This is a genomic window from Kitasatospora sp. NPDC004272 (assembly GCF_053603035.1).
The window spans coordinates 14708-38905 of record NZ_JBSGET010000056.1 but is presented as its reverse complement, the minus strand read 5'-3'; the positions used below and the strand labels follow the sequence as shown (position 1 = coordinate 38905).

Here is a 24198-nt window from a genome sequence, read left to right as displayed (position 1 = left end):
CACATGCCGGACCATGAGGGGCCGTCGGGCAGGTGGCGGGGCGGTCATTAATCGGTCAAACCCTGGCATGCATCTGTCATTCGCATGGTGTTTGCTGCCAGGATTCCCCCGGCTGCGAACCGACAGGTAGCCCCAACTCCCCTCTCCCGCTGGAACGTTCCTCCCCGAGGACGCCGGCGGCAGCAGCCCCGGCGCGCGTACCCCAGTGCGTCCGGCACCGCGAACCCGCACCGCACCCCGCGCCGCGAACCGGCGGCAGGGGCCCCCGCTGCGCCGCAACCGCGGCCAGATTCTCTCCACCGCTCGTGACCCCGCGACGGTCGGTAAAGGAGTCCCGCATGTCTCGCCGCACGCATGCCCGCGTGAGCATGGCCGCCCTCGCGGCCACCACCGCCCTACTGGTGACCGCGATCCCCGCGGCGGTGGCCCAGGCCGCCCCCGCCGCCCCCTCGTCGGCCGGCCAGGCCGCCTCCCAGCAGGCCGCCGCCGGGCACGCCCAGCTGATCTCCGACGCGGGCAGCCGCTCGGCAGGGTTCGCCCAGGCACTCGGCCTGGGCGCCCAGGAGAAGCTGGTGGTCAAGGACGCGTCCAAGGACGCCGACGGCACCCAGCACTTCCGCTACGAGCGCACCTACGGCGGACTGCCCGTCCTCGGCGGCGACCTGATCGTCCACCAGGCCGCCAACGGCACCACCAAGGGCGTCGACCGGGCCTCCTCCGCCTCGCTGGACGGCCTCTCCACCACCCCGAAGCTGGCCGCCGCCAAGGGCCAGGCCGCCGCGCTGGCCGCCCAGGCCGGCTCCGCCCTGGACACCGCGCCCCGGCTGGTGGTCTGGGCCGCCGACAACAACCCGCGCCTGGCCTGGGAGACCGTGGTCTCCGGCGTCCAGGAGGACGGCACCCCGAGCAAGCTGCACGTGGTCACCGACGCCACCAGCGGCGCCGTGATCCAGAAGTGGGAGGGCGTGCAGACCGGCACCGGCAACGGCGTCTTCGTCGGCAACGTCACCCTCGGCACCTCGCAGTCCGGCTCCAACTACCAGCTCAAGGACCCGACCCGCGGCGGGATGTACACCACCAACCTGGCCAACGGGACCAGCGGCAACGGCACGCTGTACTCCAAGTCCACCGACAGCTGGGGCAACGGCACCGTCTCCAACGGCGAGTCCGCGGCCGTCGACGCCCACTACGGCGTCGCGTCGACCTGGGACTACTACAAGAACACCTTCGGCCGCAACGGCATCCGCAACGACGGGGTCGGCGCGTACAGCCGGGTGCACTACGGCAGCAACTACGTCAACGCGTTCTGGGACGACAGCTGCTTCTGCATGACCTACGGCGACGGCTCGGGCAACACCCACCCGCTGACCGAACTCGACGTCGCGGGCCACGAGATGACGCACGGCGTCACCTCCAACACCGCGGGCCTGAACTACTCGGGCGAGTCCGGCGGCCTGAACGAGTCCACCTCGGACGTGTTCGGCACCATGGTCGAGTTCTACGCGAACCTGCCCACCGACAACCCGGACTACCTGATCGGCGAGCTGATCAACATCAACGGCGACGGCACGCCGCTGCGCTACATGGACAAGCCCTCCAAGGACGGCGCGTCCGCCGACAGCTGGTCCTCCACGGTCGGCAACAAGGACGTCCACTACTCCTCGGGCGTCGGCAACCACGCCTTCTACCTGCTGGCCGAGGGCAGCGGCGCCAAGACGATCAACGGCGTCAGCTACAACTCGCCCACCGTCAACAGCATCACCGTCACCGGCATCGGCCGGGACAAGGCCGCCGCCATCTGGTACCGGGCGCTGACCACCTACTGGACCTCCACCACCAACTACGCGAGCGCCCGGGCCGGCATGCTCTCCGCCGCCACCGACCTGTACGGCGCGGGCTCGGCCGAGTACAACGCCACCGCCACCGCCTGGGCCGCCGTCAACGTCGGCTCGCTGCCCAGCACCGGCGGCCCGACCGTCACCAGCCCCGGCAACCAGTCGACCGCGCTGAACGGCGCCGTCAGCCTGCAGATCACGGCCTCCGGCGGCACCGCGCCGCTCAGCTACTCGGCCACCGGGCTGCCCACCGGCCTGTCGATCAGCGCCTCCACCGGCAAGATCACCGGCACCGCCACCGCGGCCGGCACGTACAGCGTCACCGTCACCGCCAAGGACGCCGCCAACAAGACCGGCACCGCCTCCTTCACCTGGACGGTCACCTCCGGCGGCGGCACCGGCTGCACCCCGGCCCAGCTGCTCGGCAACCCCGGCTTCGAGACCGGCACCGCCAGCCCCTGGACCGGCACCTCGGGCGTGGTCGACAACTCCTCCTCCGAGGCCGCGCACGGCGGCTCCTGGAAAGCGTGGCTGGACGGCTACGGCTCCGCCCACACCGACAGCATCGCCCAGACCGTCACCATCCCGGCCGGCTGCTCGGCCACGCTGAGCTACTGGCTGCACATCGACACCGCCGAGAGCGGCACCACCGCCTACGACAAGCTGACCGTCACCGTCAACGGCACCTCGGTCGCCTCGTACTCGAACGTCAACGCCGCCACCGGCTACACCCAGAAGAGCATCAACCTGTCGGCCTACGCGGGCCAGAGCGTCACGGTGAAGTTCAACGCGGTCGAGGACTCCTCGCTGCAGACCTCCTTCGTGATCGACGACACCGCGATCCAGACCAGCTGAACCCGGTAGTCCGTCGGGGCCCGGCAGCCGCACCCCTCCGGCTGCCGGGCCCCGGCGCGCCGCCCGCCGGACGTCGGCGACGGCGTCGGCCGCCGGACGTCCGGACGGTGAGATCCAGGAAACCCCCGGGCAACACGAAACACCGCCGAAACACCGGTGACGGCGACCCGAAATCCGGCCCGGCGACACTCCCCGCATGCTCCTCGCTGACTCCCCACCCACCTTGGACAGCGGCGACACCGCCTGGCTGCTGGCCTGCACCGCGCTCGTGCTGCTGATGACGCCGGGCCTGGCGCTGTTCTACGGCGGCATGGTGCGCACCAAGAGCGTGCTCAACATGATCATGATGAGCTTCGTCTCGATCGCCGTGGTCACCGTGGTCTGGCTGCTCGCGGGCTACTCGCTGGCCTTCGGCACGGACGCCGGCTGGGGCCTGATCGGCTCGCTCGACCACCTCGGCATGTCCGGCATCACCCCGCACAGCCTCACCGGGGACGTTCCCACCCTGCTGTTCGCGACCTTCCAGCTGACCTTCGCGATCATCACCGCCGCGCTGATCTCCGGCGCCATCGCCGACCGCGCCAAGTTCGGCTCCTGGGTCGCCTTCACCGCGGTGTGGACGCTGCTGGTCTACGTGCCGGTCGCGCACTGGGTGTTCGCCCCCGACGGCTGGATCCTCAAGCACCTCGGCGCCCTCGACTTCGCCGGCGGCACCGTCGTCGAGATCGACTGCGGCGCCAGCGGCCTCGCCCTGGCCCTGCTGCTCGGCCCGCGGCTCGGCTTCAAGAAGGAGGCGATGCGCCCGCACAACCTCCCGCTGGTGCTGCTCGGCGCGGGCCTGCTCTGGTTCGGCTGGTTCGGCTTCAACGGCGGCTCCGCGATGGGCGCCAACGGCCTGGCCGCCGCCGCGGTCCTCAACACCCAGGCGGCCGGCTGCGCGGGCCTGCTCGGCTGGCTGCTGGTGGAGAAGAAGCGCGACGGCCACGCCACCACCCTCGGCGCCGCCTCCGGCGCGGTCGCCGGACTGGTCGCCATCACCCCCTCCTGCGGCAGCGTCGACCTGTTCGGCGCCCTGGTCGTCGGCCTGGCCGCCGGCGTGGTCTGCTGCTACGCCGTCAGCTGGAAGTTCCGGCTGAACTACGACGACTCGCTGGACGTGGTCGGCGTGCACTTCGTGGCCGGCGTCCTGGGCACTCTGCTGATCGGCGTGTTCGCCACCGCCGTGATGACCGGCGGCCCCGCCGGACTGCTGCACGGCGGCGGCCTCGGCCAGCTCGGCAAGCAGCTGGTCGCGGTGCTGGTGGTCGCCGGGTACGCGTTCGGCGCGACGTACGGCATCGGCCTGGCGATCGACCGGGTGATGGGCTTCCGGGCCGCGCCCGAGCACGAACTCACCGGTCTGGACCTCGCCGTGCACGCCGAGAACGCGTACGATCACGGCGTCCTGGGCCACGGCTCCGCCAGCGCCCACGCCACCAGCGTGCACCCGCACGGTGCGCCCGCCTCCGACAGGACCCGCACGGTATGAAGCTGATCACCGCCGTCGTCAAGCCGTTCAAGCTGGACGAGGTCAAGACCGCGCTGCAGGAGCTCGGCGTGCACGGCCTGACCGTCACCGAGGCCAGCGGCTACGGGCGGCAGCACGGCCACACCGAGGTCTACCGCGGCGCGGAGTACCGGATCGACCTGGTGCCCAAGGTCCGGATCGAGGTGGTGGTGGAGGACGAGGACGCCGAGCGGGTCACCGACGCGATCGTGGCCGCCGCCCGGACCGGGAAGATCGGCGACGGCAAGGTGTGGGTGGTGCCGGTGGACGGCATCGTCCGGGTCCGCACCGGCGAGCGCGGGCCGGACGCGGTCTGACGGTCCGACAACTCGCTTGCGGCCCCCGGGAGTCCGTCTCCCCGGGGGCCTCCGCCGTTCCCCGGCGCGCCCGTTGGCGCGCCCGTCGGCGCGTCCGTTAATCGGATGCGGGGCGGGCGGTTCCGGGTTAGGGTCCCGGTATGTCCTCCTTCCAGCAGATCTACGGCTGACGCGGCCGGGGCAGTGCCCCGAGCCCGTGCGTCCCGCCCGCCCGCGCCCCTCGCGGCAGCGCCCGGCGGTGCGGTGTGTTGTCCACGCCCCCGTAGAACGGAAGCAGGTGCTCTCCGCATGACCCGTGCGTCCCGCCGTGCCCACATCGCCATGGTCGGCATCCCGGCCGTCAGCCACGTCCGCCCGAGCCTGGAGGTGATCCGCGAACTCGTCGCCCGCGGCCACCGGGTGACGTACGTCAACGACCCCGCGGTCGCCGAACTGATCGCCCCCACCGGCGCCGAACTCGTCCCGCACCCCTCCACCCTGCCGGTCGCCGACCACGACTGGCCCGCGGACGCCATCGGCGCCATGCGGCTCTTCCTGGAGGACGCGATCGCCATGCTGCCCCGGCTGCGCGCGCACTACGACGCCGACCCGGCCGACCTCTACCTGTACGACATCGGCGCCTACGCGGCCCGGGCGCTGGCCGAGGCGCAGCGGCGGCCGATCGTGCAGCTCTCGCCGACGATCGTCGGCTGGGACGGCTATCAGGACGAGATCGGCGCTCAGCTGCGCCAACTGCCGGGCGCGGAAGCCTACTTCGCCCGGTTCGCCGAGTGGCTGGCCGGCAGCGGCGCCACCACGCTCGACGTGGACGAGTTCTCCGGGCGCCCGGCCCGGGCCGTCGCGATGATCACCGAGGCGATGCAGCCGCACGCCGACCGGGTCGACCGGAAGGCGGTGGACTTCGTCGGCCCGTGCTTCGACCTGCGGGCCGAGCAGGGGAGTTGGCGGCGCCCGGCCGGGGCGGAGAAGGTGCTGCTGGTCTCGCTCGGCTCCGCCTTCACCCGGCAGCCGGAGTTCTACCGCAACTGCCTGGCGGCCTTCGGCGGCCTGCCCGGCTGGCACCTGGTGCTGCAGATCGGGAAGCACACCGACCCGGCGGAGCTCGGCGAGGTGCCGCCCGGCGTCGAGGTGCACCCCTGGGTGCCGCAGCGGGCGGTGCTGGCGCAGGCCGACGCCTTCGTCACGCACGCCGGGATGGGCGGCTGCGGGGAGGGCCTGCTCGCCGGGGTGCCGATGATCGCGGTGCCGCAGGCCGCCGAGCAGTTCATGAACGCCGACCGGCTGGTCGAGCTCGGCGTGGCCCGCCGGATCGACACGGCGGACGCGACGCCGCAGGCGTTGCGGGCGGCGCTGGCCGAGCTGACCGGGAGCCCGGCGGTGGCGGCCCGCTCGCGCGAACTGAGCGCCCGGGCGCGCTCCGAGGGCGGCACCGCCCGGGCCTGCGACCTGATCGAGCAGCAGCTGGGCTGACCTCCCCGGAGTCCGGAACGCGCCGGCCCGCCGTTGACGCACCGTCAGCGGCGGGCCGGCGCGCGCGTTCCCGGGGGTGATCAGTAGCAGGTCACGGCCGTGCAACCTCTCTTGACGGGCGTCCGGGGGGACCCTATGGTCATGCCACTGCAAGTTTCCAGCAAGTTTCAACGCTCTTGCAGCGTCCTTGCAGTCGCGACCCTCCCCCTGTCGCACTGACGGCACCACCCCCGCCGTCGCGGCCCCCCCACCCTGCCGCCTCCCGTTCCGCGACCTGCGTCCGCGGCCCGGGCCACCCCCCAGGAGTGCCCCCTTGCCCACCTCCGCCCCCGCCCGCAGAAGGCGCCTCGCCGCCGCCACCACCGCGCTCGCGGCGCTCGGCCTCTCGGTCGGCGCCGGGCTCACGCTCGCGCCCACCGCCACCGCCACCCCGCCGGGCGGCAAGGACGTCACCGCCACCCTCTTCGAGTGGAAGTTCGACTCGGTCGCCAAGGCGTGCACCGACACCCTCGGCCCCAAGGGCTACGGCTTCGTCGAGGTCTCCCCGGCCGAGGAGCACATCCAGGGCGGCCAGTGGTGGACCTCCTACCAGCCCGTCAGCTACAAGATCGCCGGCCGGCTCGGCGACCGCACCTCGTTCCAGAACATGGTCAACACCTGCCACGCCGCGGGCGTCAAGGTGATCGCCGACGCGGTGGTCAACCACATGAGCGCGGGCAGCGGCACCGGCACCGGCGGCACCAACTACACCAAGTACAACTACCCGGGCTACTACCAAGACCAGGACTTCCACTCCTGCCGGACGTCGATCAGCAACTACGGCGACCGCTCCAACGTGCAGAACTGCGAGCTGGTCGGCCTCTCCGACCTGAACACCGGCTCCAGCTACGTCCAGCAGACCATCGCCAACTACCTGAACGACCTGCTCACCCTGGGCGTCGACGGCTTCCGGATCGACGCCGCCAAGCACATCGCCGCCGGTGACCTGGCCGCCATCAAGGCCAGGACGAGCAACCCGAACGCCTACTGGGTGCAGGAGGTCATCTACGGCGCGGGCGAGGCCGTCCAGCCCTCCGAGTACACCGGCAACGGCGACGTCGACGAGTTCCGCTCCGCGACCTGGCTGAAGAGCGCCTTCAACGGCGGCCGGATCTCCGACCTGCAGAGCTGGGGCAGCGGCCTGCTCGGCTCCTCCCAGGCCCGCACCTTCGTCGACAACTGGGACACCGAGCGCAACGGCTCGACCCTCACCTACAAGTACGGCTCCGCCTACACGCTGGCCAACGTCTTCATGCTGGCGAACCCGTACGGCTCGCCGAACGTCTACTCCGGCTACGCGTTCAGCAGCAACGACGACGGCCCGCCCAACGGCGGCACGGTCAACGCCTGCTACCAGGACGGCTGGAACTGCACCCACGCCTGGCGCCAGGTCGCCAACATGGTCGGCTTCCGCAACGCGGTCTCCGGCACCGGCATGACCAACTGGTGGTCCAACGGCAACAACGCGATCGGCTTCGGCCGCGGCAACAAGGGCTACGTGGCGATCAACCGGGAGTCCGGCCCGATCACCCAGACCTTCCAGACCTCGCTGCCGGCCGGCACCTACTGCGACGTCCAGCACGGCGACCCGGTGAACGGCGGCTGCACCGGCCAGACCTACGCCGTCGGCTCGGACGGCAAGTTCACCGCCACCGTCGGCGCGGGCGACGCGGTCGCCCTGTACGTCGGCGCGGGCGGCGGCTCCACCGCCACCCCGACCCCGACCCCGTCTGCCTCCGCCTCCGCGTCCGCCTCGGCGTCCAGCAGCCCGACCGGCAGCGGGAACAGCGCCACCGTCTTCTACTCGACGAACAAGAACTGGTCGGCCTACGACCTGCACTACGCGCCCACCGGCGGCAGCTGGACCACCGCCCCCGGCGTGGCGATGGACGCGGCCTGCACCGGCTGGGTGAAGAAGACCGTCAGCCTCGGCACCGCCACCGGCCTCGCCGCCACCTTCAACAACGGCAACGGCACCTGGGACAACAACGGCGGCAACAACTACGCCCTGGGCGCCGGGAACGTCACCGTCAAGGACGGCGCGATCGGCTCCGGCGACCCGTGCGCCACCGCCTCGCCGTCGGCCTCGGCCTCGCCCTCCGCGTCGGCCTCGGCGTCCGCGTCCTCCTCCCCGTCGGTCGGCTCCGGCGCGTCCTTCGCGGTCAACGCCACCACCACGGTCGGCCAGAACATCTACGTGGTCGGCGACGCGGCCGAACTGGGCGGCTGGGACACCTCGAAGGCGCTGCTGCTCTCCTCCGCCGCCTACCCGGTGTGGAAGCTGGACGTGGCGCTGAACGCGGGCACCGCCGTCCAGTACAAGTACGTCCGCAAGGACGCCGCCGGGAACGTCACCTGGGAGAGCGGCGCCAACCGCACCGCGACCGTCCCGGCGAGCGGCAAGGTCACGCTGAACGACACCTGGCGCAGCTGAGCCCGGTAGCCGGTAGCCGGTAGCCGGTGGTCGGTGGCCGGCGGGTCACGGCCCGGGCGGCCGAACCGCCCGAACGGATGGAATCCCGGCTCCGGGGGAGCCGGGATTCCGCCCGTCCCGGAGGCATCCGGCGGGCGGGCACCGGCCCACCACCGGCGTGTACCGCGTCGACCCACCCGGGCCGCGGCCGCGCCACCGGTGCTCGCCCGACGAGTGGGCCGGGCGGCCGGGGCCGGGCCCCGCCGCTCAGCCCCGGCCGACGTACGGCATCGCGGTGGCCATCACAGTGGCGAACTGCACGTTCGCCTCCAGCGGCAGCTCGGCCATGTGACGGACCGTCCGGGCCACGTCCGCGACGTCCATGGTCGGTTCGGGCGCGATCCGGCCGTCCGCCTGCCGCACCCCGGTGCTCATCGCCGCCGTCATGTCGGTGGCCGCGTTGCCGATGTCGATCTGCCCGCAGGCGATCCGGTACGGGCGGCCCTCCAGCGACAGGGCGCGGGTCAGGCCGGTGACGGCGTGCTTGGTCGCGGTGTAGGCGACGGCGTACGGGCGCGGCACGTGGGCGGAGACCGAGCCGTTGTTGACGATCCGTCCGCCCTGCGGGTCCTGCTCCTTCATCCGGCGGAACGCGGCGCGCGCGCAGAGGAACGCGCCGGTCAGGTTGAGGTCCACCACGGCCCGCCAATCGGCCGCCGTCACCTCCTCCACCGGCGCGGGGCGGCCGAACGTCCCGGCGTTGTTGAACAGCAGGTCGATCCGGCCGAAGTGCCCGGTCGCGGCGTCGAACAGCGCCTCCACCCGCTCCTCGTCGGTGACGTCGGCGGGCACCGTCAGCACCCGGTCCGGGCCGAGCCCGGCGGCGGTCTCCGCCAGCGGCGCGGCCCGGCGTCCGACCAGCACCAGCCGCCAGCCGGCCGAGGCGAGTTCGCGGGCCACGGCGCGGCCGACGCCGCTGCCCGCACCGGTGATGACGGCAACCTGCTGGGACACGCGCACACTCCTCGGGGTGGTTTCCGGCCGCGCGGGCTCCGGGCGCGGAACCCCATGATCGCCGGAGCGCGGCGCCGCGTCAGCCGGAGGAACGTCCAATCCCGCCGCCGGGCCGCCCGCACCCCCGCCGGGCCGCCCGCACCCCCGCCGCCGGGCCCCCGCACCCCCGCCGACCGGCCGGAACCACCCCCGCCGGACGGCGGGTCCCGGGCCCCGTCGCAACCGGCTCCGGGGGACGGCACGTCATAGGATCACGGGAGGCCCGGACCGCCGCAGCGCGTGCGGCCGGGGCCGCACCCGGGGTGTGCCGGTGGAAGCGTCGCGGCCCTCCCGACACACACTGACCAGGGCCCCGCCCGGCTGCCGGGCCGGCCCTCCGCCCGGAGAGACCACCGTGCTGCCGCAGCCCCGCACCGCCGTCCGCCGCCCGTGGGCGGCCGCCGCCCTGCTCGTCCTCGCCGCCCCGCTCGCCGCCTGCGGCGGTTCCGGCGGCGGCGCCGCCGACGCCCGGGCGGCGATCTCCACCGACCACGGTTCCGCCGCGCCCGCCGCGCCCGCCAGCAGCAGCCCCCCGCCGAAGCCGTCCAAGGTGCTGATGCCGACCGGCCCGGCCGCCCGGCTCTCCGAGGTCCGCGACACCGGGGCCGGCCCGATCATGATGACCACCCTGGCCGGCGCCAAGTCCGGGGTCAGCGGCAAGGTCTGGGTCTGGCTGCCCCCGCAGTACGACGACCCGAAGTACGCGAAGACCGGCTTCCCGGTGCTGACCCTGTACGCGGGCGGGCAGAGCGCCGGGTACAACACCTGGACCGACGACCAGCTGCCGATCCAGGAGATCGACCAGCAGCTGGTCGCCGAGGGCCGGGCCCACCCGTTCATCATGATCATGCCGGTGCAGAACCTCGACTCCAACGAGTCCAAGGCGCTGGAGTGCGCCGACATCCCCGGCCAGCCGAAGATCGGCACCTGGATGGCCGAGGACATCCCGGACTTCGTCCGGGCCAACTTCCGCACCCTCAGGGGCCGCGACGGCTGGGCCGTGATGGGCGCCTCCACCGGCGCGTTCTGCAGCGCCAAGCTGGCGCTCCAGCACCCCGAGGTGTTCAAGGCGGCCGTCCCGATCGACGGCTACTGGAACCCCGACTCGCCGCTGTGGAAGGGCCACGAGCAGGAGCGCCAGGCCAACAGCCCCGACCAGCTGGTCGGGGCCGGCACCGCGGACGTGCGGATGCTGGCCACCGCGGGCGGCGCCAACCCGTACGAGACCAAGCTGGTCAAGAACTGGGTGGCCAAGGCCAAGGCCCCCACCACCGTGGAGTACTACGAGCAGCCCGGCGGCAAGCACCTCACCTCGGACTTCAAGAAGATGATCCCCACCGCGCTGGAGTGGCTGACCGCCAACACCGCCGGGCCGGAGTCCGACTGAGCCCGGACCACCGCCCGCGGACGAGGGCGAAGCTTCGTCAAAAACCGTCACGGGACGCCTGGAAAACGCGCTGACCTGCGCATCAATCGGTCGTTCATTCGCCCCTGATGGAGTGTGGACACCCTGGAGCCGTGGACCGGAGAACTGGACCGGGGCGCCGCACCGCGGCTCCCGCTCCGGCCAGCCCCAGACCGTCGTGAAGAGAGCGCCATGTCCCGTCACCTGCTGTCCGTCGGCCCCGAGACCACCCCGGCACCGTCGGGCGACGGCACCGCCGTCCGGCAGGCCCCGGCGCCCGCCGCCCCGGCGGTCGAGATCCTCCCGTTCGCCGGACTGCGCCTGGTGCACGCCGCCGTCCGGCGCGACCTGGCCCGCATCCCGCAGGCGCTCCGGCTGCTCCAGCCCGAGGACCACGAGTCCGCCCAGGCGCTCAAGCGGCACTGGGACTTCGTCACCGCCATGATCACCTGCCACCACGAGCAGCAGGACACCCGGCTGTGGCCGCTGCTGCGCCGCTTCGCGCCCGAACTGCGGCTGCTGCTGAACTGGTTGGAGTCCGACCACCACAACCTCGACCAGTGCTTCACCCGCACCACCACCCTGGTCGGCATCGCCACCCGCGACCCGGCCAGCGCCTGGCCGGTCTCCTACGCGGTCGAGGAGCTGGCCGCCCGGGTGGAGACCCACCTGCGGATCGAGGAGCGCCAGCTGCTGCCCCGGATGGCGGGCGTCTTCCCGCCCGGCTCCCGGATCGGCACCCTGCCCGAACTGCTCGACCTGCTGCGCCTGGCCGACGGCCCGTCCGCGTCCGACGCCCTGGTGTGGCTGCTGGAGGGCGTCGACCCGGCGCAGGTCGACCGGCTGCTCGCCGACTGCGACGACGAGACGGTGCGGCACTGGCCGCACTGGCGCGACACGTACGCCCGCTGCACCGACCGGTTGTGGGGGCCGACCGGGCAGTGACCGGGCGGCGGTCGGGCGGCGGCCGGGCGGGTGACCGGCAGCGCGGGGGAGCGCCGGGGAGCGCCAGGTGGTGCTCGGTAGTGCTCGGGAGGAATGTCCCGGCGGGACTGATGTCCCGCCGGGACATTTTCGGTAGTACGGTGGTGGGCATGAGAACCGACCGGCCCGCCGCCGACACCGCCGACACCGCAGGTGTCCCCGGCGCCCCCGGCGTCCCCGGGCAGGGCGGTTCCGGCCCGGGCGAGACCGGGCGGCGCGACCGCAAGGCCCGCCGCACCCGGGAGGCGCTGGCCGCCGCCGCCCTGCGCCTCACCCTGGAGCACGGCCTCGCCGCCCTCGCCGTCGAGGACGTCACCGACGCCGCCGACGTCTCCCGGCGCACCTTCAGCCGCCACTTCGGCTCCCGCGAGGACGCCGTCCTGGACTGCCTGCGCGCCGACTTCGCCCGGATCAACGAGGCGCTGGCCGCCCGGCCCGCCGCCGAGACCCCGGTCGCCGCCTACCGGGCCGCCGTCGCCGCCTGGCTGCACGACCCCGACCCCGAGCACCCCGCCTGGCACCGCCGCCCCGGCATGCGCGACCTGTTCGTGCTGATCGACGAGGAGCCCGCGCTGACCGCCGCGTTCCGGCGGATCTCGGTCGCGGAGGAGGAGCGCTCGATCCGGCTGGTCGCCGCCCGGCTCGGCCTGCACCCGGAGACCGACCTGCGCCCCGCCGTCGCCGTCGGCCTCGGCGTCGCCGCCCTGCACGCCGCCACCCGCACCTGGGTGCGCGACCCCGCGGGCGACCTGCCCACCCTGCTCGACCGCGCCTTCGACCTGGTCGCGGCCGAACCCCCGCACTGACCACCCGTCGGTCCGGAACCAGCACCACCCGCGCCCACCCCTTCGCGCGGCGTACGAGAGGAACCAGTCATGACCACCCAGGAGTTCGCCGGCCGCACCGCCCTCGTCACCGGAGGCGCCTCCGGCATCGGCCTGGCCACCGCCACCCTGCTCGCCGAGCGCGGCGCGAACGTCGCGATCGCCGACTACAACCTGGACGGCGCCCGCGAAGCCGCCGCCGCCATCGAGGCCACCGGCGCCAAGGCGCTGGCCGTGCAGCTCGACGTCACCGACCCGACCTCGGTCGAGGCCGCCGTCCGGGCCACCGTCGAGGGCCTCGGCCCGCTCAGCCTCGCCGTCAACAACGCCGGCATCGGCGGCCCGTCCGCCCCCACCGGCGAGTACGACCCCGAGGCGTGGCGCCGGGTGCTGGCCACCAACCTGGACGGCGTCTTCTACTCGCTGCGCTACGAACTGCCGGAGATCCTGGCGGCCGGCGGCGGCGCCGTCGTCAACATGGCCTCCATCCTCGGCACCAACGGCTTCGCCGGCTCGCCCGCGTACGTCGCCGCCAAGCACGGCGTGGTCGGCCTGACCAAGACCACCGCGATCGAGTACGCCCCGCAGGGCGTGCGGGTCAACGCGGTGGGCCCCGGCTTCATCGACACCCCGCTGCTCAAGGACACCGACCCGGCCGGGCGCGAACTGCTGATCTCGCTGCACCCCGCCGGACGCCTCGGCCGCGCCGAGGAGGTCGCCGAGCTGACCGCCTTCCTGCTGTCGGACCGGGCGTCCTTCGTCACCGGCAGCTACCACCTGGTCGACGGCGGCTACGCCGCCCGCTGACCCACCGCCAGGGGGGCCGTTTCCCGGGGGACCCGCGCGCGAAGGAGCGTCGAAACCATGAAGGCAGTCCAGTACCGCACCGTCGGCGGCCACCCCGAGGTGGTCACCGTCCCCGACCCCGAGCCCGGTCCCGGGCAGGTCCTGCTGAAGGTCACCGCCGCGGGCGTCTGCCACTCCGACATCGCGGTGATGAGCTGGACGGCCGAGCAGCTGCCGTTCCCGCTGCCGCTGACCCTCGGCCACGAGGGCGTCGGCACCGTCGCCGCGCTCGGCGCGGGCGTCACCGGCCTCAGCGAGGGCGAGTCGGTCGCCGTCTACGGCCCGTGGGGCTGCGGCAGCTGCGCCAAGTGCGCCGAGGGCAAGGAGAACTACTGCCTGCGTGCGAACGACCTCGGCATCATGCCGCCCGGGCTGGGCGCGCCCGGCGCGATGGCCGAGTACATGGTCGTCGACGACCCGCGGCACCTCGTCCCGCTCGGCGACCTCGACCCGGTGCGCACCGTCCCGCTCACCGACGCCGGACTGACGCCGTACCACGCCATCAAGCGCTCGCTGCCCAAGCTCGTCCCCGGCTCCACGGCGGTCGTCATCGGCACCGGCGGCCTCGGGCACGTCGCGATCCAGCTGCTGCGGGCGATGACCGCGGCCCGGGTGATCGCGCTGGACGTCACCGAGGAGAAGCTCGCGCTGGCCCGCACGGTCGGCGCCCACGAGGCGGTGCTCTCGGACGGCGCGGCGGCGGGCAAGGTCCGCGAACTGACCGCCGGGCTGGGCGCGCAGGCCGTCTTCGACTTCGTCGGTGCCCCGCCCACCACGGCCCTGGCCGGGCAGCTGGCCGCCGTCGAGGGCGACGTCACCATCGTGGGCATCGGCGGCGGCAGCCTGGAGGTCGGCTTCGGCGCGCTGCCCTACGAGGTCTCCGTCACCTCCCCGTACTGGGGCAGCCGCTCCGAGCTGATCGAGGTGCTCGACCTGGCCCGGGTCGGCGCGGTCGACGTGCACGTCGAGACGTACGGCATCGACGAGGCGCCGCTCGCCTACGAGCGGCTGCACGCGGGCAAGGTCAACGGGCGCGCGGTGATCCTGCCGAACGGCTGACCCGCGGTCGGCGCGGCCACGGACGCCGTCGGTGGCCGCGCCTACACTCGGCCGGATGGAGACCTACATCGCCTTCCTACGGGCGATCAACGTCGGCGGCCGCACCGTGAAGATGGACCGGCTGCGGGAGCTGTTCGCGGAGTTGGGGCTGGAGGGGGTGCGCACCTACATCCAGAGCGGGAACGTGTTCTTCCGCAGCGCCGAGACCGACCGGGCGGCGCTGGCGGACCGGATCGAAGCCGGCCTGGAGGCCGGGCTCGGCTACCCGGTGCCGGTCATGCTGCGGACGGTCGGGGAGGTCGAGGCGCTGCTCGCGCTGGAGCCGTTCGCCGCCGTGGAGCCCAGCGAGGACCAGCGGCTGTGCGTGCTGTTCCTGTCCGAGCCGCTGCCGGAGGAGGTCGTGGCCGCGCTGCCGGTCGCCTCGCCGAAGGGCGACTGGGAGATGATCGGCGCCACCGCGGACGCGGCGTTCGTGGTGATGCACCTGCGCAACGGCCGGTTGAACGGCAACCCGGCCACCGCGTTCCCCAAGTCGTACCGCGGACAGGCGACTTCGCGGTTCTTCCACACCACCGGGAAGATCGCCGCGGCGGCCCGCAAGGGCTGAGGACGGGCCGCGGGGCCGGTCGGTCGGGTCAGTCCGGGCGGGCCGCGGCGGCCAGCCGTTCGGCCAACTCCGCGACCAGGACGCGGAGCCCGGCCGGCTCGACGATCGTGAACGGACGGTCCAGGGCCGCCAACACGCCCGGCAGCCAGTCGAGTTCGGCCACCCGCAGTTCGACGTCCGACCAGCCCTCGGCGTCCGGCCCGCCGACCAGGGCCAGCCCGGCGGGCAGCCGGCTGCGGATCAGCCCGGCGTCCGCCCGGACCCGCAGCCGGACCCGGTGCCGGTGCGGGGCGGTGGCCAGGGCGTGCAGGACGCGTTCGGCTGGGTCCGGCCCGGCGGGCGGGTCGAAGGTGCCCGGCAGCGGGCGCGGCGCGGCCAGCCGGTCGAGCCGGAACAGCCGCTCCGCGTCGGCCCCGGTGTCCCAGCCGGTCAGGTACCAGCGGCCCGCGTGCAGCACCAGCCCGTACGGCCGGACGGTCCGCTCGCGGATGCGGTCGGCGGCGCGGGCATCGGTACCGGTGCGGGCGTCGGTGCCGGTGCGGTCGGCGGTGCCGGTGCGGTCGGCGGCGCGGTCGGTGGTGCGGGTGGCGGTGGGCTCGCGGGCGGGGCCGGTCGCGGGGGTGTAGCGGAAGGCCAGCGGGCGGCGGTGGCGCACCGCGTCGGCGACGGTCAGCAGCGCCTCCGGATCGGGGGCCGCGGCGGGCGCGGCGGGCGCGGCGGTGAAGGACAGCGCCGACAGCAGGGCGTCCAGGCGGTGGGCGAGCCGGGGCGGCAGCACCCGGCGGATCTTCGCGGCGGCCGTCTCGCCCGCGGCGGCGGAGGCCGCGGACAGCCCGGCCCGCTGCGCGGCGGCCAGGCCGTACAGGGCCGCCAGCGCCTCCTCGTCGGTGAGCATCAGCGGCGGCATCCGGTGCCCGGGTGCGAGCCGGTAGCCGCCGTAGCGGCCGCGCACCGACTCCACCGGCAGGTCGAGGTCGACCAGGTGCGCGACGTACCGGCGGACGGTGCGCTCGTCCACCTCCAGCCGTTCGGCCAGCTCCGCGACGGTCCGGACGCCGCCGGACTGCAGCAGTTCCAGCAGGGCGAGGACGCGGGCCAGGGGTCGGGTCATGCCGCCGATTCTCCTCCCGATACCGGGCGGATTCCGTCCGGTATCACCGCTAGCGTCGGAAGCCGGAAGCCGGAAGCCGGAAGCCGGAAGCCGGAAGCCGGAAGCCGGAAGCCGGAAGCCGGAACCGCCGTACTGGAACCGCCGTACTGGAACCGCTGGAACACTGCACGGGAGCCCCGCATGAACCTCGTCTCGGTCCGCCTGATCACCGCCGACGTCGACCGCCTGGTCGCGTTCTACGAGCAGGTCACCGGCCTGACCGCCGTCCGGCCCACCCCCGAATTCGCCGAACTCCGCACGCCCGCCGGGACGTTGGCGATCGGCAGCACCCGCACCGTGCCGCTGTTCGCTCCGGGCTCGGCCGAGCCGGCCGCGAACCGCAGCGCCATCGTGGAGTTCCTGGTCGAGGACGTCGACCTGCTGCACCGCCGACTGGCCGAGGCCGGCGCGGAGTTCGTCAGCGGACCGGCCACCCTGCCGTGGGGCAACCGCTCGCTGCTGCTCCGCGACCCGGACGGCACCCTGGTCAACCTCTTCACGCCGGTGACGCCGGAAGCCCGGGCCCGGCAAGGGGTCTGACGGTCCGTCAGGAGTCGGAGGGGCGCTGGAGGGTGTCCAGCCAGACCAGCAGCAGGGCGGTCTCGGCCTCGCCCAGCGGGCCGGTCCGCTGCTTCAGCTGGGCCTCCAACTGGCGGGCGGCGGCGGCGAGCCGGTCCTCCTCGGGGGCGGCCGCGGCGGCCGACTCGTCCAGGCAGGCGGCGAACACCGCGTCCCGGACCCGGGTCGGCAGGGCCGGGTCGGCGAACCGTTCCGGCTGGGAGAGCAGGCTCAGGGTGACGCCGACGTTGGCGGCCAGGATCGTCTGCGCGGCCTCGTCGGTGGGGATCCGCAGCGCGCCGACCGCCGCGCACCGCTCCAGGGTCCGCTTGAGCAGTTCGAAGATCCGGGCGGCGGTGTCCGGCACCTCGGGCAGCACCGGCGAGAACATCAGCCGGTACAGCGCCCGGTTGGAGAGCGCGAAGTCCAGGTGGTCGTCCCAGCCCGCGCGCAGGTCGGCGACCGGGTCGGCGGTGACGGCCAGGCTCTGCTTGCGGCCGATGTAGCGCTCGAAGCCGTGCGCGACCAGCGCGGTCAGCAGGCCGTTCTTGTCGCCGAACAGCCGGTACAGCACGGGCTGCTTCACGCCGACCGCCTCGCAGACGGCGCGGGTCGAGACGTCGTTGTCGGGGGACTCCTCCAGCAGGTCCTCGGCGGCCTCCAGCATCCGGGAGCGCAGGTCGCCCGTCCCCCGGGGGGTGCTGCCGGTGGTGGCGTCGCTCATGGCCTGCTCCTCGGTTCCTCGCTGCCCGCGCCAGCGTAGTGGAGAGCGGGTCCGCCCCGGCCCGGCGCCGTTGCCGCCTCGGCCGGGCCCGGGGCGACGCCGCTACGCGGTCGGGGCGGTGCCGACTCCGTTGATCATGTCGGCGGTCATGACGTGGCCGCCGATGCCCCAGCCGCCGTCGGCGACCTCCTCGACCAGCACCATGGTGTTCTGCCGGGCGCGTTCGCCGTAGACCTCGGCGTACAGGTCGGTGACGCGGTCGACGATCAGCTGCTTCTGCGCCGGGGCCAGGGTGCCGGCGGGAACCTTGAAGTTGGCGAAAGGCATGGAGTTCTCCTCGTGCGGACGGGATGGGACGGGGTGGAGCGGGTGGAGCGGGACGGGGTGGGGCTAGGTCAGACGATGCCGCCGTTGCTGCGGATGTTCTGGCCGTTGACCCAGCGGCCGGCCGGGCCGGCCAGGAAGGCGGCCAGCTCGGCGATGTCCTCGGGGGTGCCCAGGCGCTCCAGCGGGGGCTGGGCGGCGAGCCGGTCGACGGTCTCCTGGTCCTTGCCGTCCAGGAACATCGAGGTGGCGGTGGGGCCGGGGGCGATCGTGTTGACCGTGACGTCCCGGCCGCGCAGCTCGCGGGCCAGCACCAGGGTCAGGGCCTCGACGGCGCCCTTGCTGGCCGCGTACGCCCCGTAGCTCGGGAACTGGAGCCCGACCACCGAGGTGGAGAAGTTGATCAGCGCCCCGCCCCGGCGCAGTCGGCGGGCGGCCTGCTGGGCGACCACGAAGGTGCCGCGGACGTTGACCCGCTGCACCTCGTCGAAGTCGGCGAGGTCGAGTTCGGCGACCGGGGCCAGCCGCATCACGCCCGCGGTGTGGACGACCACGTCCAGCCCGCCGAACTCGGCCTCGACCAGGTCGAACGCGGCGGCCATCTCCTGCTCGTCCGCGACGTCGCCGCCGACCGCCAGGGCCCGGCCGCCGGCCCCGGTGACCTCCGCGACCAGGGCTTCGGCCTTGGCCCGGTTGCCGGAGTAGTGGACGGCGACGGGGTGCCCGGCGCGGGCGAGCTGCCGGACCACGGCCCGGCCGATGCCGCCGGAGCCGCCGGTGACCAGGGCGACCCGGGGTGCTGCTTCGGTGCTGGACATGGCGGAACCTCTTTCGTCTCGGCGAAGCCGCTTATCGTTGATCTCGCTCTGCTGTTGTCAACGATAACACCAAATCGTTTCGACGCTACGGAGTTTCTGTTATCAATGAAACGCGGTGGGCAGCGGTCAGTGCGGGAAGGCCCGGGCCGGGCGGAGCCGGGGCAGCTCCTCGCGGAAGTCGGCGATCACCGAGGCGATCTCCCGGGTCGTGGTGGTCCCCTCCAGGCGGTCCAGGTAGAGGTTCCGGGCGGCCAGTGCCTCGACCGTGGTGCCGAAGTACAGCGTCATCAGCGGGTTGACGAACAGGGTGCTGTCGCCGGTGTGCTCGGTGAAGCGGACGTCGCCGAACTCACCGCGCAGCGCCGCCGCGACCGAACCCTGGACGATGCTGGCGCGCTCGGGGCACTCGTCCCGGGCGTGCGCGACGGCGTCCAGGTGGAGGGCGGCCTCGGGGGAGCCGGCGGGGATCGAGAAGGCGCCGAGGTAGCCGCCGTCGCGCTGCAGCGCGGCCAGGTTCTCCAGCACCAGGCTGTGGCTGACGCCGTGGTGCGCGTCGACGCCGAAGCCCAGGCAGGCCACCAGCCGGTGCGGTACGTTCCGCATCCCGGCGACGGCGGCGAGCGAGGCCATGTCCTCCTCGGGGGTGCCGAGTCCGGCCTCGTCGCCGCGCAGCAGGATGTCGGTGCCGCCGTCGACCAGCAGGATCGCGTCGATCCCGAGCCGCCGCACCAGCGCCCGGTACGCGGCCCGCAGCGGCTTCACCCCCGAGGAGGCGAACGCCCATACGGTGTCCGGCAGTCGGGCCTCGTCCCGGTGCGCTCGCAGCCAGCGGGCCAGCGCGCGTTCGGGGAACTTGGGCTCGGCGGACCGGGTGTCGGGCGTGATCCGGGCCAGCTGCGGCCCGACCCAAGCACCGCCGTCCAGGCCGTAGTGGTGGGTGAACGCCAGGTTCGCCAGGTGCACTTCGCGCCCGGCGGCCCGCAGCGCGAGCGCGATCGGCAGCCCCGCGTACACGTCGTGGCCGCCGCCCGCGCCGGCGACCAGGATCCGTTCGGCGGCCAACAGGCGGGCGAGCAGCGGTGGTTGGAGAAATCCGTCAGTGGTCATCGGGGGCGGAGGCTAGCAGCGGGGCCCGGCCGGACGGCAGTGGTTTTCGGCACCCCGGCCGGACGGCGGCCGGGGGCGGTCAGTGCGGGAAGGCCCGGGGCGGGCGCTGGTGGGGGAGGGAGTCCTGGAAGCGTCCGACGGCGGAGGCGATCTGCCCGATCAGCACGGTGTGCTCCAGGCGGTCCAGGTAGAGGTTCCGGGCGGCCAGCGCCTCGACCGTGGTACCGAAGTACAGCGTCATCAGCGGGTTGACGAACAGGGTGCTGTCGCCGGTGCGTTCGGTGAAGCGGACGTCGCCGAACTCACCGCGCAGCGCGGCGGCGATCGAGCCGTGCACGATGCTGGGGTGTTCGGGGCACTCGTCCCGGGCGTGCGCGACGGCGTCCAGGTAGTGCGCGGCCTCGGGGGAGTCGGCGGGGATCGAGAAGGCGCCGAGGTAGCCGCCGTCGCGCTGCAGCGCGGCCAGGTTCTCCAGCACCAGGCTGTGGTTGACACCGTGGTAGGCGTCGATGCCGAAGCCGATCGCGGCCACCAGCCGGTGCGGCACCTCCGGCATCCCGGCGACGGCGGCGAGCGAGGCCATGTCCTCCTCGGGGGTGCCGAGTCCGGCCTCGTCGCCGCGCAGCAGGATGTCGGTGCCGCCGTCGACCAGCAGGATCGCGTCGATGTCCAGCAGGTCGACCAGCGCCCGGTAGGCGGCCCGCAGCGGCTGCACCCCGGTCGGCGGGAACGCCCAGACGGTGTCCGGCAGTCGGACCTCGTCCCGGTGCGCCCGCAGCCAGCGGGCCAGCGACCGTTCGGGGAAGTACCGGTCGGCGGACCGCACGTCCGGGGTGATCCGGGCCAGCTCGGGCGCCGCCCAGACGTCCAGTCCGAGGCCGTGCAGACTGCTGAACGAGGAGTTCGCGAAGTGCACTTCGCGCCCGGCCGCCCGCAGCGCGAGCGCGATCGGCAGCCCCGCGTACACGTCGAACCCGCCACCGGCGCCGGCGATCAGGATCCGCTCCGCGGCCAGCAGCCGGGTGAGCAGCGGGGGTTGCAGCAGACTCGTCATCAGCGGAAGGTACCAGGAGGCCGGCCCGGCCCCGCGGCTGTCCGTGGCGGTGGGCGGAGTTCCCGGCAGGTTCGAGGGACTCGACGCGATCGGCTGGCCGCCCCGGTAGGCCGCCCCGGTAGGCCGGAGGGGGCGGGCGGGCGGGCCGGGCCGGGGCGGGGTCCGGGGCGGCGGGTCAGTGCGAGAGGACGTCGTCCAGCGCGTCCGGGGTGCGGCCGATGACGGTGTAGCCGTCGTCCGCGGTGATGATCGGGCGCTGGATCAGCTTCGGGTGCGCGGACATCGCCTCCACCCAGCGGGCCCGGTCGGCCTCGTCGCGGCCCCAGGAGCGCAGGCCCAGCTCCTTGGCCGCGTCCTCGTCCAGCCGGGCCACGTCCCACGGTTCGAGGCCCAGCCGCTCCAGGACCGCCGTGAGCTCGGCGGCGCTGGGCGGGTCCTCCAGGTAGCGGCGGACGGTGTACTGCACGCCGGCCCCGTCGAGCGCGCCCAGGGCGGTGCGGCACTTGCCGCACCGGGGGTTGATCCAGATCTCCATGGCCGCCCAGCGTACCCAGCGCCCGCCGCCCGCCCCGGCCGCGACGCGGGAACCCGGCCGGTCCGCCGCGACCGGCCGGTCCGCCGCGACCGGCCGGTCCTGCGTGGCCACCGCACCCCCCGGTGCTCCCCGGCCCGTCCGGACGGTGACGCGGCTCACGGCACGTCCCCCCGTCCGGCCGGAACGGGCCGAAGGTCCCGAACCGTCAGGACCTTCGCGAGCGGTGACCGGCCCGGACCGCACGCGACCATGGGGGGAGAGCCGCATCCGCACCGGCCGTCGAGGAGGCCAGCATGACCGCGCCGCCCGCCCCCGCCGCCCGGCACCGGAACGCCCGGCACCGGAGCGAGTCCGACCGTCGGAGTGAGCCCGGGTACCGCAACGGGCCCGAGCACCGGGACGAGCCCGAGCGCCGCAACGAGCCCGAGCGCCGGGGACAGCCCGGGCGCCGGGGCGAACCCGTGCCCGGGACGGCCCGGGAGGCCGGGGCCCGCTGGGAGGCCGCGATGGCGGCGGCGCTGCGCACCCCGACCTGGGTGCGGCTGCTGCCCGTCCTGCTGCTGCTCGCCGACCTGGTCATGGAGCGGTCCGTCCCCAGTTCGATCGCGGCGGGCTTCCTGCTCACCGTGATCCCGGTGGTGGTCGCGTTCAGCAGCGGACCCGCCCTGGTCGTCGGCTCCACCGCCGTCACCGTCGCCCTGCAGGCGCTGCTCGCGCTGCGGGCCGGCCACCTGACCGAGCAGCACCACATGTGGACGTACCTGGCCACCGTGCTGGCCGGCGCGATGGGCGCCGGACTCGCCGCGCAGCGCCGCCGCCAGGCCCGCGACCTGGTCCGGATGCGGACCGTCGCCGACACCCTCCAGCACACCGTGCTGCGCCCCGTCCCCGCCCGCGCCGGGGGCCTGCGCACCGCCGGGCTCTACCACCCCGCGGAGGCGGACGTCGGCATCGGCGGCGACCTGTACGAGGTGTGCGAGACGGAGTACGGCACCCGGATCCTGCTCGGCGACGTCCGCGGCAAGGGGCTGGACGCCGTGCGCACCGTCGCCGACGTGATCGGCGCGTTCCGGGTCGCCGCCCACGAGACCGCCGGGCTCGGCGAACTCGCCGACAAGCTCGACCGGCACGTCCGCCGCACCGCCGAGCAGGACGGCGACCGCGAACTCTTCGTCACCGCCGTGCTGCTCCAGCACCGCCCCGGCGAGGACCGGATCGACCTGGTCAACCGGGGCCACCTGGCCCCGCTGCTGCTCGCCCCCGGCAGCGTCGGCACCGTGACCTGCCCCGAGGACCTCCCGCTGGGCCTGGGCCACCTGGCGGCCGGCCCCGCCGAACCGCCCGCCACCGTCCCGCTGCCGCCCGGCCGCACCCTGCTGCTGCACACCGACGGCCTCACCGAGGCCCGCGACCGCACCGGCGCGTTCTACCCGCTCGCGGCCCGCCTCGGCACGCTGCCCGCCACCGGCCCGGACGCGGTCGTCGCCTTCCTCGACCACGACGTCCGCCGCCACGCCGGCGCGCTGACCGACGACGTGGCGGTGCTGGCCTTCAGCACCGCCTGAGGCGCGCCGCCCGGGCTTCCCCGGGGCGCCGCCCCGCCCGGCGGGCCCCCGCGCGGGCCCCCGCACGGGCCCGCGGCGCTCCGGGCGCCCTACGCGCCGTTGGTGACCGAGTTCTGGATCGCGCCGACCGTCAACTGGTGGTCGCTCAGCACCTGGTCGTAGGTGCCGTTGGTGATCAGCCGGTTCATCGCCCGCATCAGCGCGTCGCGCAGCTGCTGGTCCTCCTTGCGCAGCGCGATGCCGAACGGCCGGGGCTGCAACTGCGGGCCGCCGATGTCGAAGAGGGAGCCGTTGCCGACCGTCTGCGCGGCGTAGACGGCCTTCGGGTAGTCGGTGACGAACGCGTCCGCCTGGCCCTTGAGGTTCTCGACGGCGGCGGTGTCGCTGTCGGTCTCCAGGATCGTCAGCGGGTGCCCCTCGCGGTCGCAGGACCCCTTCTGCAGGGTCACCAGGTCGTCGTGGGTGGTGCCCTTCTTGACCGTGACGGTGTGCCCGCACAGCTTCTCGACGTCGGTGATGCCCTTCGGGTTGCCCTTGTCGACGGCGATGCCGATGCCCGCCATGAAGTAGTCGACGAAGTCCACGCCCGGGTTGGCCTGCAGGCCGCTCTTGTCGAGCCCCTGCTCGCGCTCCCGGGTGTCGGTGATCCCGGACATCGCGATGTCGTACTTCCGGTCCAGCAGGCCCGGCAGCACGTTCGCGAACTGCCCGACGTCCTGGAACTCCAGTCTGACGCCCAGCAGCGCGCCCAGTTTCTCCGCCAGGTGCGGGTCGAGCCCGTCCGGCTCGTTGCGGTCGTTGCGGTACACCACCGGCGCGGCCGTGAACGAGGCGCCGACCGTCAGCACCCCCGTCCTGCGCACCCGTTCCGGCAGCATCGAGTGCAGGTCCACCTGCCGGTCCGGGGCGTTCCCGGTCCCGACGATGCCGCACCCGCTCACCAGGAGCGCCCCGCCTACGACGGCGGCGAGCGCGTTGCGCCCCCGCCCGGTCAACTGAACCATGGCCCGTCATCTCCCCGTGGTCGACGCGGAACGCGACAAGCCCAGGGACGACGGACGGCACGGCGGCATGACGGCGGAACGCGGCATGGCGATACCGAGGAAGACC

Annotated in this window: 22 protein-coding genes; 13 read left to right on the top strand and 9 right to left on the bottom strand. The window is 74.0% G+C overall.

Translation table 11 applies throughout. The features are described from left to right. Positions 1-338: 338 nt before the first annotated feature. The 5 genes from ACWEO5_RS18875 to ACWEO5_RS18855 all read left to right on the top strand — a co-directional run bounded on the left by ACWEO5_RS18875 (position 339) and on the right by ACWEO5_RS18855 (position 8496). A complete protein-coding gene (locus ACWEO5_RS18875; RefSeq protein WP_452163430.1) occupies positions 339-2690 on the top strand; it encodes a M4 family metallopeptidase in 2352 nt (783 codons plus the stop codon). A 196-nt stretch (positions 2691-2886) separates the two neighbouring features. After that, the gene (locus ACWEO5_RS18870; RefSeq protein ID WP_452163429.1) at positions 2887-4218 is read left to right on the top strand and encodes an ammonium transporter; all 1332 of its coding nucleotides are present in this window, start codon (positions 2887-2889) and stop codon (positions 4216-4218) included. Further along, positions 4215-4553 (top strand): P-II family nitrogen regulator, encoded by a 339-nt coding sequence (locus ACWEO5_RS18865; protein ID WP_014135467.1) that lies wholly within the window; start codon positions 4215-4217, stop codon positions 4551-4553. Before ACWEO5_RS18870 ends, ACWEO5_RS18865 begins: the two co-directional genes overlap by 4 nt. 288 nt (positions 4554-4841) lie before the next feature. Beyond that, positions 4842-6023, top strand: coding sequence for a macrolide family glycosyltransferase (locus ACWEO5_RS18860; RefSeq protein ID WP_452163428.1), 1182 nt, complete (start codon positions 4842-4844; stop codon positions 6021-6023). 313 nt (positions 6024-6336) lie between these two features. Continuing rightward, positions 6337-8496 carry a carbohydrate binding domain-containing protein gene (locus ACWEO5_RS18855; protein ID WP_452163427.1) on the top strand — a complete coding sequence of 720 codons (2160 nt, stop codon included), beginning with the start codon at positions 6337-6339 and terminating at the stop codon, positions 8494-8496. 246 nt (positions 8497-8742) lie between these two features. Here ACWEO5_RS18855 and ACWEO5_RS18850 read toward each other — a convergent pair whose 3' ends face one another. Further along, positions 8743-9489 carry an SDR family oxidoreductase gene (locus tag ACWEO5_RS18850; protein WP_452163425.1) on the bottom strand — a complete coding sequence of 249 codons (747 nt, stop codon included), beginning with the start codon at positions 9487-9489 and terminating at the stop codon, positions 8743-8745. Positions 9490-9883: 394 nt separating this feature from the next. Here ACWEO5_RS18850 and ACWEO5_RS18845 point away from each other — a divergent pair, with 394 nt between their 5' ends. The 6 genes from ACWEO5_RS18845 (at position 9884) to ACWEO5_RS18820 (ending at position 15253) form a co-directional block, all read left to right on the top strand. Further along, complete coding sequence (locus tag ACWEO5_RS18845; RefSeq protein WP_452163424.1) at positions 9884-10915, top strand: alpha/beta hydrolase; 1032 nt, start codon at positions 9884-9886, stop codon at positions 10913-10915. A 210-nt stretch (positions 10916-11125) separates the two neighbouring features. Continuing rightward, complete coding sequence (locus tag ACWEO5_RS18840) at positions 11126-11878, top strand: hemerythrin domain-containing protein (RefSeq protein WP_452163423.1); 753 nt, start codon at positions 11126-11128, stop codon at positions 11876-11878. Positions 11879-12027: 149 nt separating this feature from the next. After that, positions 12028-12723: an acyl-CoA-like ligand-binding transcription factor gene (locus ACWEO5_RS18835; protein ID WP_452163422.1), complete on the top strand. Its 696-nt coding sequence runs from the start codon at positions 12028-12030 to the stop codon at positions 12721-12723. Positions 12724-12792: 69 nt separating this feature from the next. Continuing rightward, on the top strand, positions 12793-13548 hold the full coding sequence (locus tag ACWEO5_RS18830) for an SDR family NAD(P)-dependent oxidoreductase (RefSeq protein WP_452163421.1): 756 nt from the start codon (positions 12793-12795) through the stop codon (positions 13546-13548). Positions 13549-13605: 57 nt separating this feature from the next. Beyond that, positions 13606-14646 (top strand): NAD(P)-dependent alcohol dehydrogenase, encoded by a 1041-nt coding sequence (locus ACWEO5_RS18825; protein ID WP_452163420.1) that lies wholly within the window; start codon positions 13606-13608, stop codon positions 14644-14646. A gap of 55 nt (positions 14647-14701) precedes the next feature. Then, positions 14702-15253 carry a DUF1697 domain-containing protein gene (locus ACWEO5_RS18820; protein ID WP_452163419.1) on the top strand — a complete coding sequence of 184 codons (552 nt, stop codon included), beginning with the start codon at positions 14702-14704 and terminating at the stop codon, positions 15251-15253. A 28-nt stretch (positions 15254-15281) separates the two neighbouring features. On the opposite strand, the gene ACWEO5_RS18815 is transcribed toward ACWEO5_RS18820, so the two are convergent. After that, positions 15282-16364, bottom strand: coding sequence for a helix-turn-helix transcriptional regulator (locus ACWEO5_RS18815; RefSeq protein ID WP_452163418.1), 1083 nt, complete (start codon positions 16362-16364; stop codon positions 15282-15284). Positions 16365-16544: 180 nt separating this feature from the next. Here ACWEO5_RS18815 and ACWEO5_RS18810 point away from each other — a divergent pair, with 180 nt between their 5' ends. Beyond that, the gene (locus ACWEO5_RS18810) at positions 16545-16943 is read left to right on the top strand and encodes a VOC family protein (protein ID WP_452163417.1); all 399 of its coding nucleotides are present in this window, start codon (positions 16545-16547) and stop codon (positions 16941-16943) included. Positions 16944-16950: 7 nt separating this feature from the next. Here the strand turns inward: ACWEO5_RS18810 and ACWEO5_RS18805 are convergent, their stop codons facing one another. The 6 genes from ACWEO5_RS18805 to ACWEO5_RS18780 form a co-directional block, all read right to left on the bottom strand. Next, complete coding sequence (locus ACWEO5_RS18805; RefSeq protein ID WP_452163416.1) at positions 16951-17685, bottom strand: TetR/AcrR family transcriptional regulator; 735 nt, start codon at positions 17683-17685, stop codon at positions 16951-16953. 102 nt (positions 17686-17787) lie between these two features. Then, positions 17788-18012, bottom strand: a complete 225-nt coding sequence (locus ACWEO5_RS18800; protein WP_452163415.1) for a tautomerase family protein — start codon at positions 18010-18012, stop codon at positions 17788-17790. Positions 18013-18080: 68 nt separating this feature from the next. Then, positions 18081-18827 (bottom strand): SDR family oxidoreductase, encoded by a 747-nt coding sequence (locus ACWEO5_RS18795; protein ID WP_452163414.1) that lies wholly within the window; start codon positions 18825-18827, stop codon positions 18081-18083. 126 nt (positions 18828-18953) lie between these two features. Next, complete coding sequence (locus ACWEO5_RS18790; protein ID WP_452163413.1) at positions 18954-19934, bottom strand: DUF1152 domain-containing protein; 981 nt, start codon at positions 19932-19934, stop codon at positions 18954-18956. Between the two features lie 79 nt (positions 19935-20013). Then, complete coding sequence (locus ACWEO5_RS18785) at positions 20014-20988, bottom strand: DUF1152 domain-containing protein (RefSeq protein WP_452163412.1); 975 nt, start codon at positions 20986-20988, stop codon at positions 20014-20016. Positions 20989-21163: 175 nt separating this feature from the next. Beyond that, complete coding sequence (locus ACWEO5_RS18780; RefSeq protein ID WP_452163411.1) at positions 21164-21523, bottom strand: arsenate reductase family protein; 360 nt, start codon at positions 21521-21523, stop codon at positions 21164-21166. 293 nt (positions 21524-21816) lie between these two features. Between ACWEO5_RS18780 and ACWEO5_RS18775 the strand changes: the two genes are divergently transcribed. After that, positions 21817-23088, top strand: coding sequence for a PP2C family protein-serine/threonine phosphatase (locus ACWEO5_RS18775; protein WP_452163410.1), 1272 nt, complete (start codon positions 21817-21819; stop codon positions 23086-23088). Positions 23089-23177: 89 nt separating this feature from the next. Here ACWEO5_RS18775 and ACWEO5_RS18770 read toward each other — a convergent pair whose 3' ends face one another. Further along, positions 23178-24092 (bottom strand): ABC transporter substrate-binding protein, encoded by a 915-nt coding sequence (locus ACWEO5_RS18770; RefSeq protein ID WP_452163409.1) that lies wholly within the window; start codon positions 24090-24092, stop codon positions 23178-23180. Positions 24093-24198: the final 106 nt, after the last annotated feature.

What these genes read in the sequence shown, in the direction of transcription:
- ACWEO5_RS18825 (WP_452163420.1), top strand. Translation starts at nt 13,606, where the DNA reads ATGAAGGCAGTCCAGTACCGCACCGTCGGCGGCCACCCCGAGGTGGTC.
- ACWEO5_RS18865 (WP_014135467.1), top strand. Translation starts at nt 4,215, where the DNA reads ATGAAGCTGATCACCGCCGTCGTCAAGCCGTTCAAGCTGGACGAGGTC.
- ACWEO5_RS18785 (WP_452163412.1), bottom strand. Translation starts at nt 20,988, where the DNA reads ATGACGAGTCTGCTGCAACCCCCGCTGCTCACCCGGCTGCTGGCCGCG.
- ACWEO5_RS18775 (WP_452163410.1), top strand. Translation starts at nt 21,817, where the DNA reads ATGACCGCGCCGCCCGCCCCCGCCGCCCGGCACCGGAACGCCCGGCAC.
- ACWEO5_RS18820 (WP_452163419.1), top strand. Translation starts at nt 14,702, where the DNA reads ATGGAGACCTACATCGCCTTCCTACGGGCGATCAACGTCGGCGGCCGC.
- ACWEO5_RS18805 (WP_452163416.1), bottom strand. Translation starts at nt 17,685, where the DNA reads ATGAGCGACGCCACCACCGGCAGCACCCCCCGGGGGACGGGCGACCTG.
- ACWEO5_RS18795 (WP_452163414.1), bottom strand. Translation starts at nt 18,827, where the DNA reads ATGTCCAGCACCGAAGCAGCACCCCGGGTCGCCCTGGTCACCGGCGGC.
- ACWEO5_RS18835 (WP_452163422.1), top strand. Translation starts at nt 12,028, where the DNA reads ATGAGAACCGACCGGCCCGCCGCCGACACCGCCGACACCGCAGGTGTC.
- ACWEO5_RS18875 (WP_452163430.1), top strand. Translation starts at nt 339, where the DNA reads ATGTCTCGCCGCACGCATGCCCGCGTGAGCATGGCCGCCCTCGCGGCC.
- ACWEO5_RS18810 (WP_452163417.1), top strand. Translation starts at nt 16,545, where the DNA reads ATGAACCTCGTCTCGGTCCGCCTGATCACCGCCGACGTCGACCGCCTG.
- ACWEO5_RS18830 (WP_452163421.1), top strand. Translation starts at nt 12,793, where the DNA reads ATGACCACCCAGGAGTTCGCCGGCCGCACCGCCCTCGTCACCGGAGGC.
- ACWEO5_RS18800 (WP_452163415.1), bottom strand. Translation starts at nt 18,012, where the DNA reads ATGCCTTTCGCCAACTTCAAGGTTCCCGCCGGCACCCTGGCCCCGGCG.
- ACWEO5_RS18870 (WP_452163429.1), top strand. Translation starts at nt 2,887, where the DNA reads ATGCTCCTCGCTGACTCCCCACCCACCTTGGACAGCGGCGACACCGCC.
- ACWEO5_RS18780 (WP_452163411.1), bottom strand. Translation starts at nt 21,523, where the DNA reads ATGGAGATCTGGATCAACCCCCGGTGCGGCAAGTGCCGCACCGCCCTG.
- ACWEO5_RS18860 (WP_452163428.1), top strand. Translation starts at nt 4,842, where the DNA reads ATGACCCGTGCGTCCCGCCGTGCCCACATCGCCATGGTCGGCATCCCG.
- ACWEO5_RS18840 (WP_452163423.1), top strand. Translation starts at nt 11,126, where the DNA reads ATGTCCCGTCACCTGCTGTCCGTCGGCCCCGAGACCACCCCGGCACCG.
- ACWEO5_RS18815 (WP_452163418.1), bottom strand. Translation starts at nt 16,364, where the DNA reads ATGACCCGACCCCTGGCCCGCGTCCTCGCCCTGCTGGAACTGCTGCAG.
- ACWEO5_RS18790 (WP_452163413.1), bottom strand. Translation starts at nt 19,934, where the DNA reads ATGACCACTGACGGATTTCTCCAACCACCGCTGCTCGCCCGCCTGTTG.
- ACWEO5_RS18770 (WP_452163409.1), bottom strand. Translation starts at nt 24,092, where the DNA reads ATGGTTCAGTTGACCGGGCGGGGGCGCAACGCGCTCGCCGCCGTCGTA.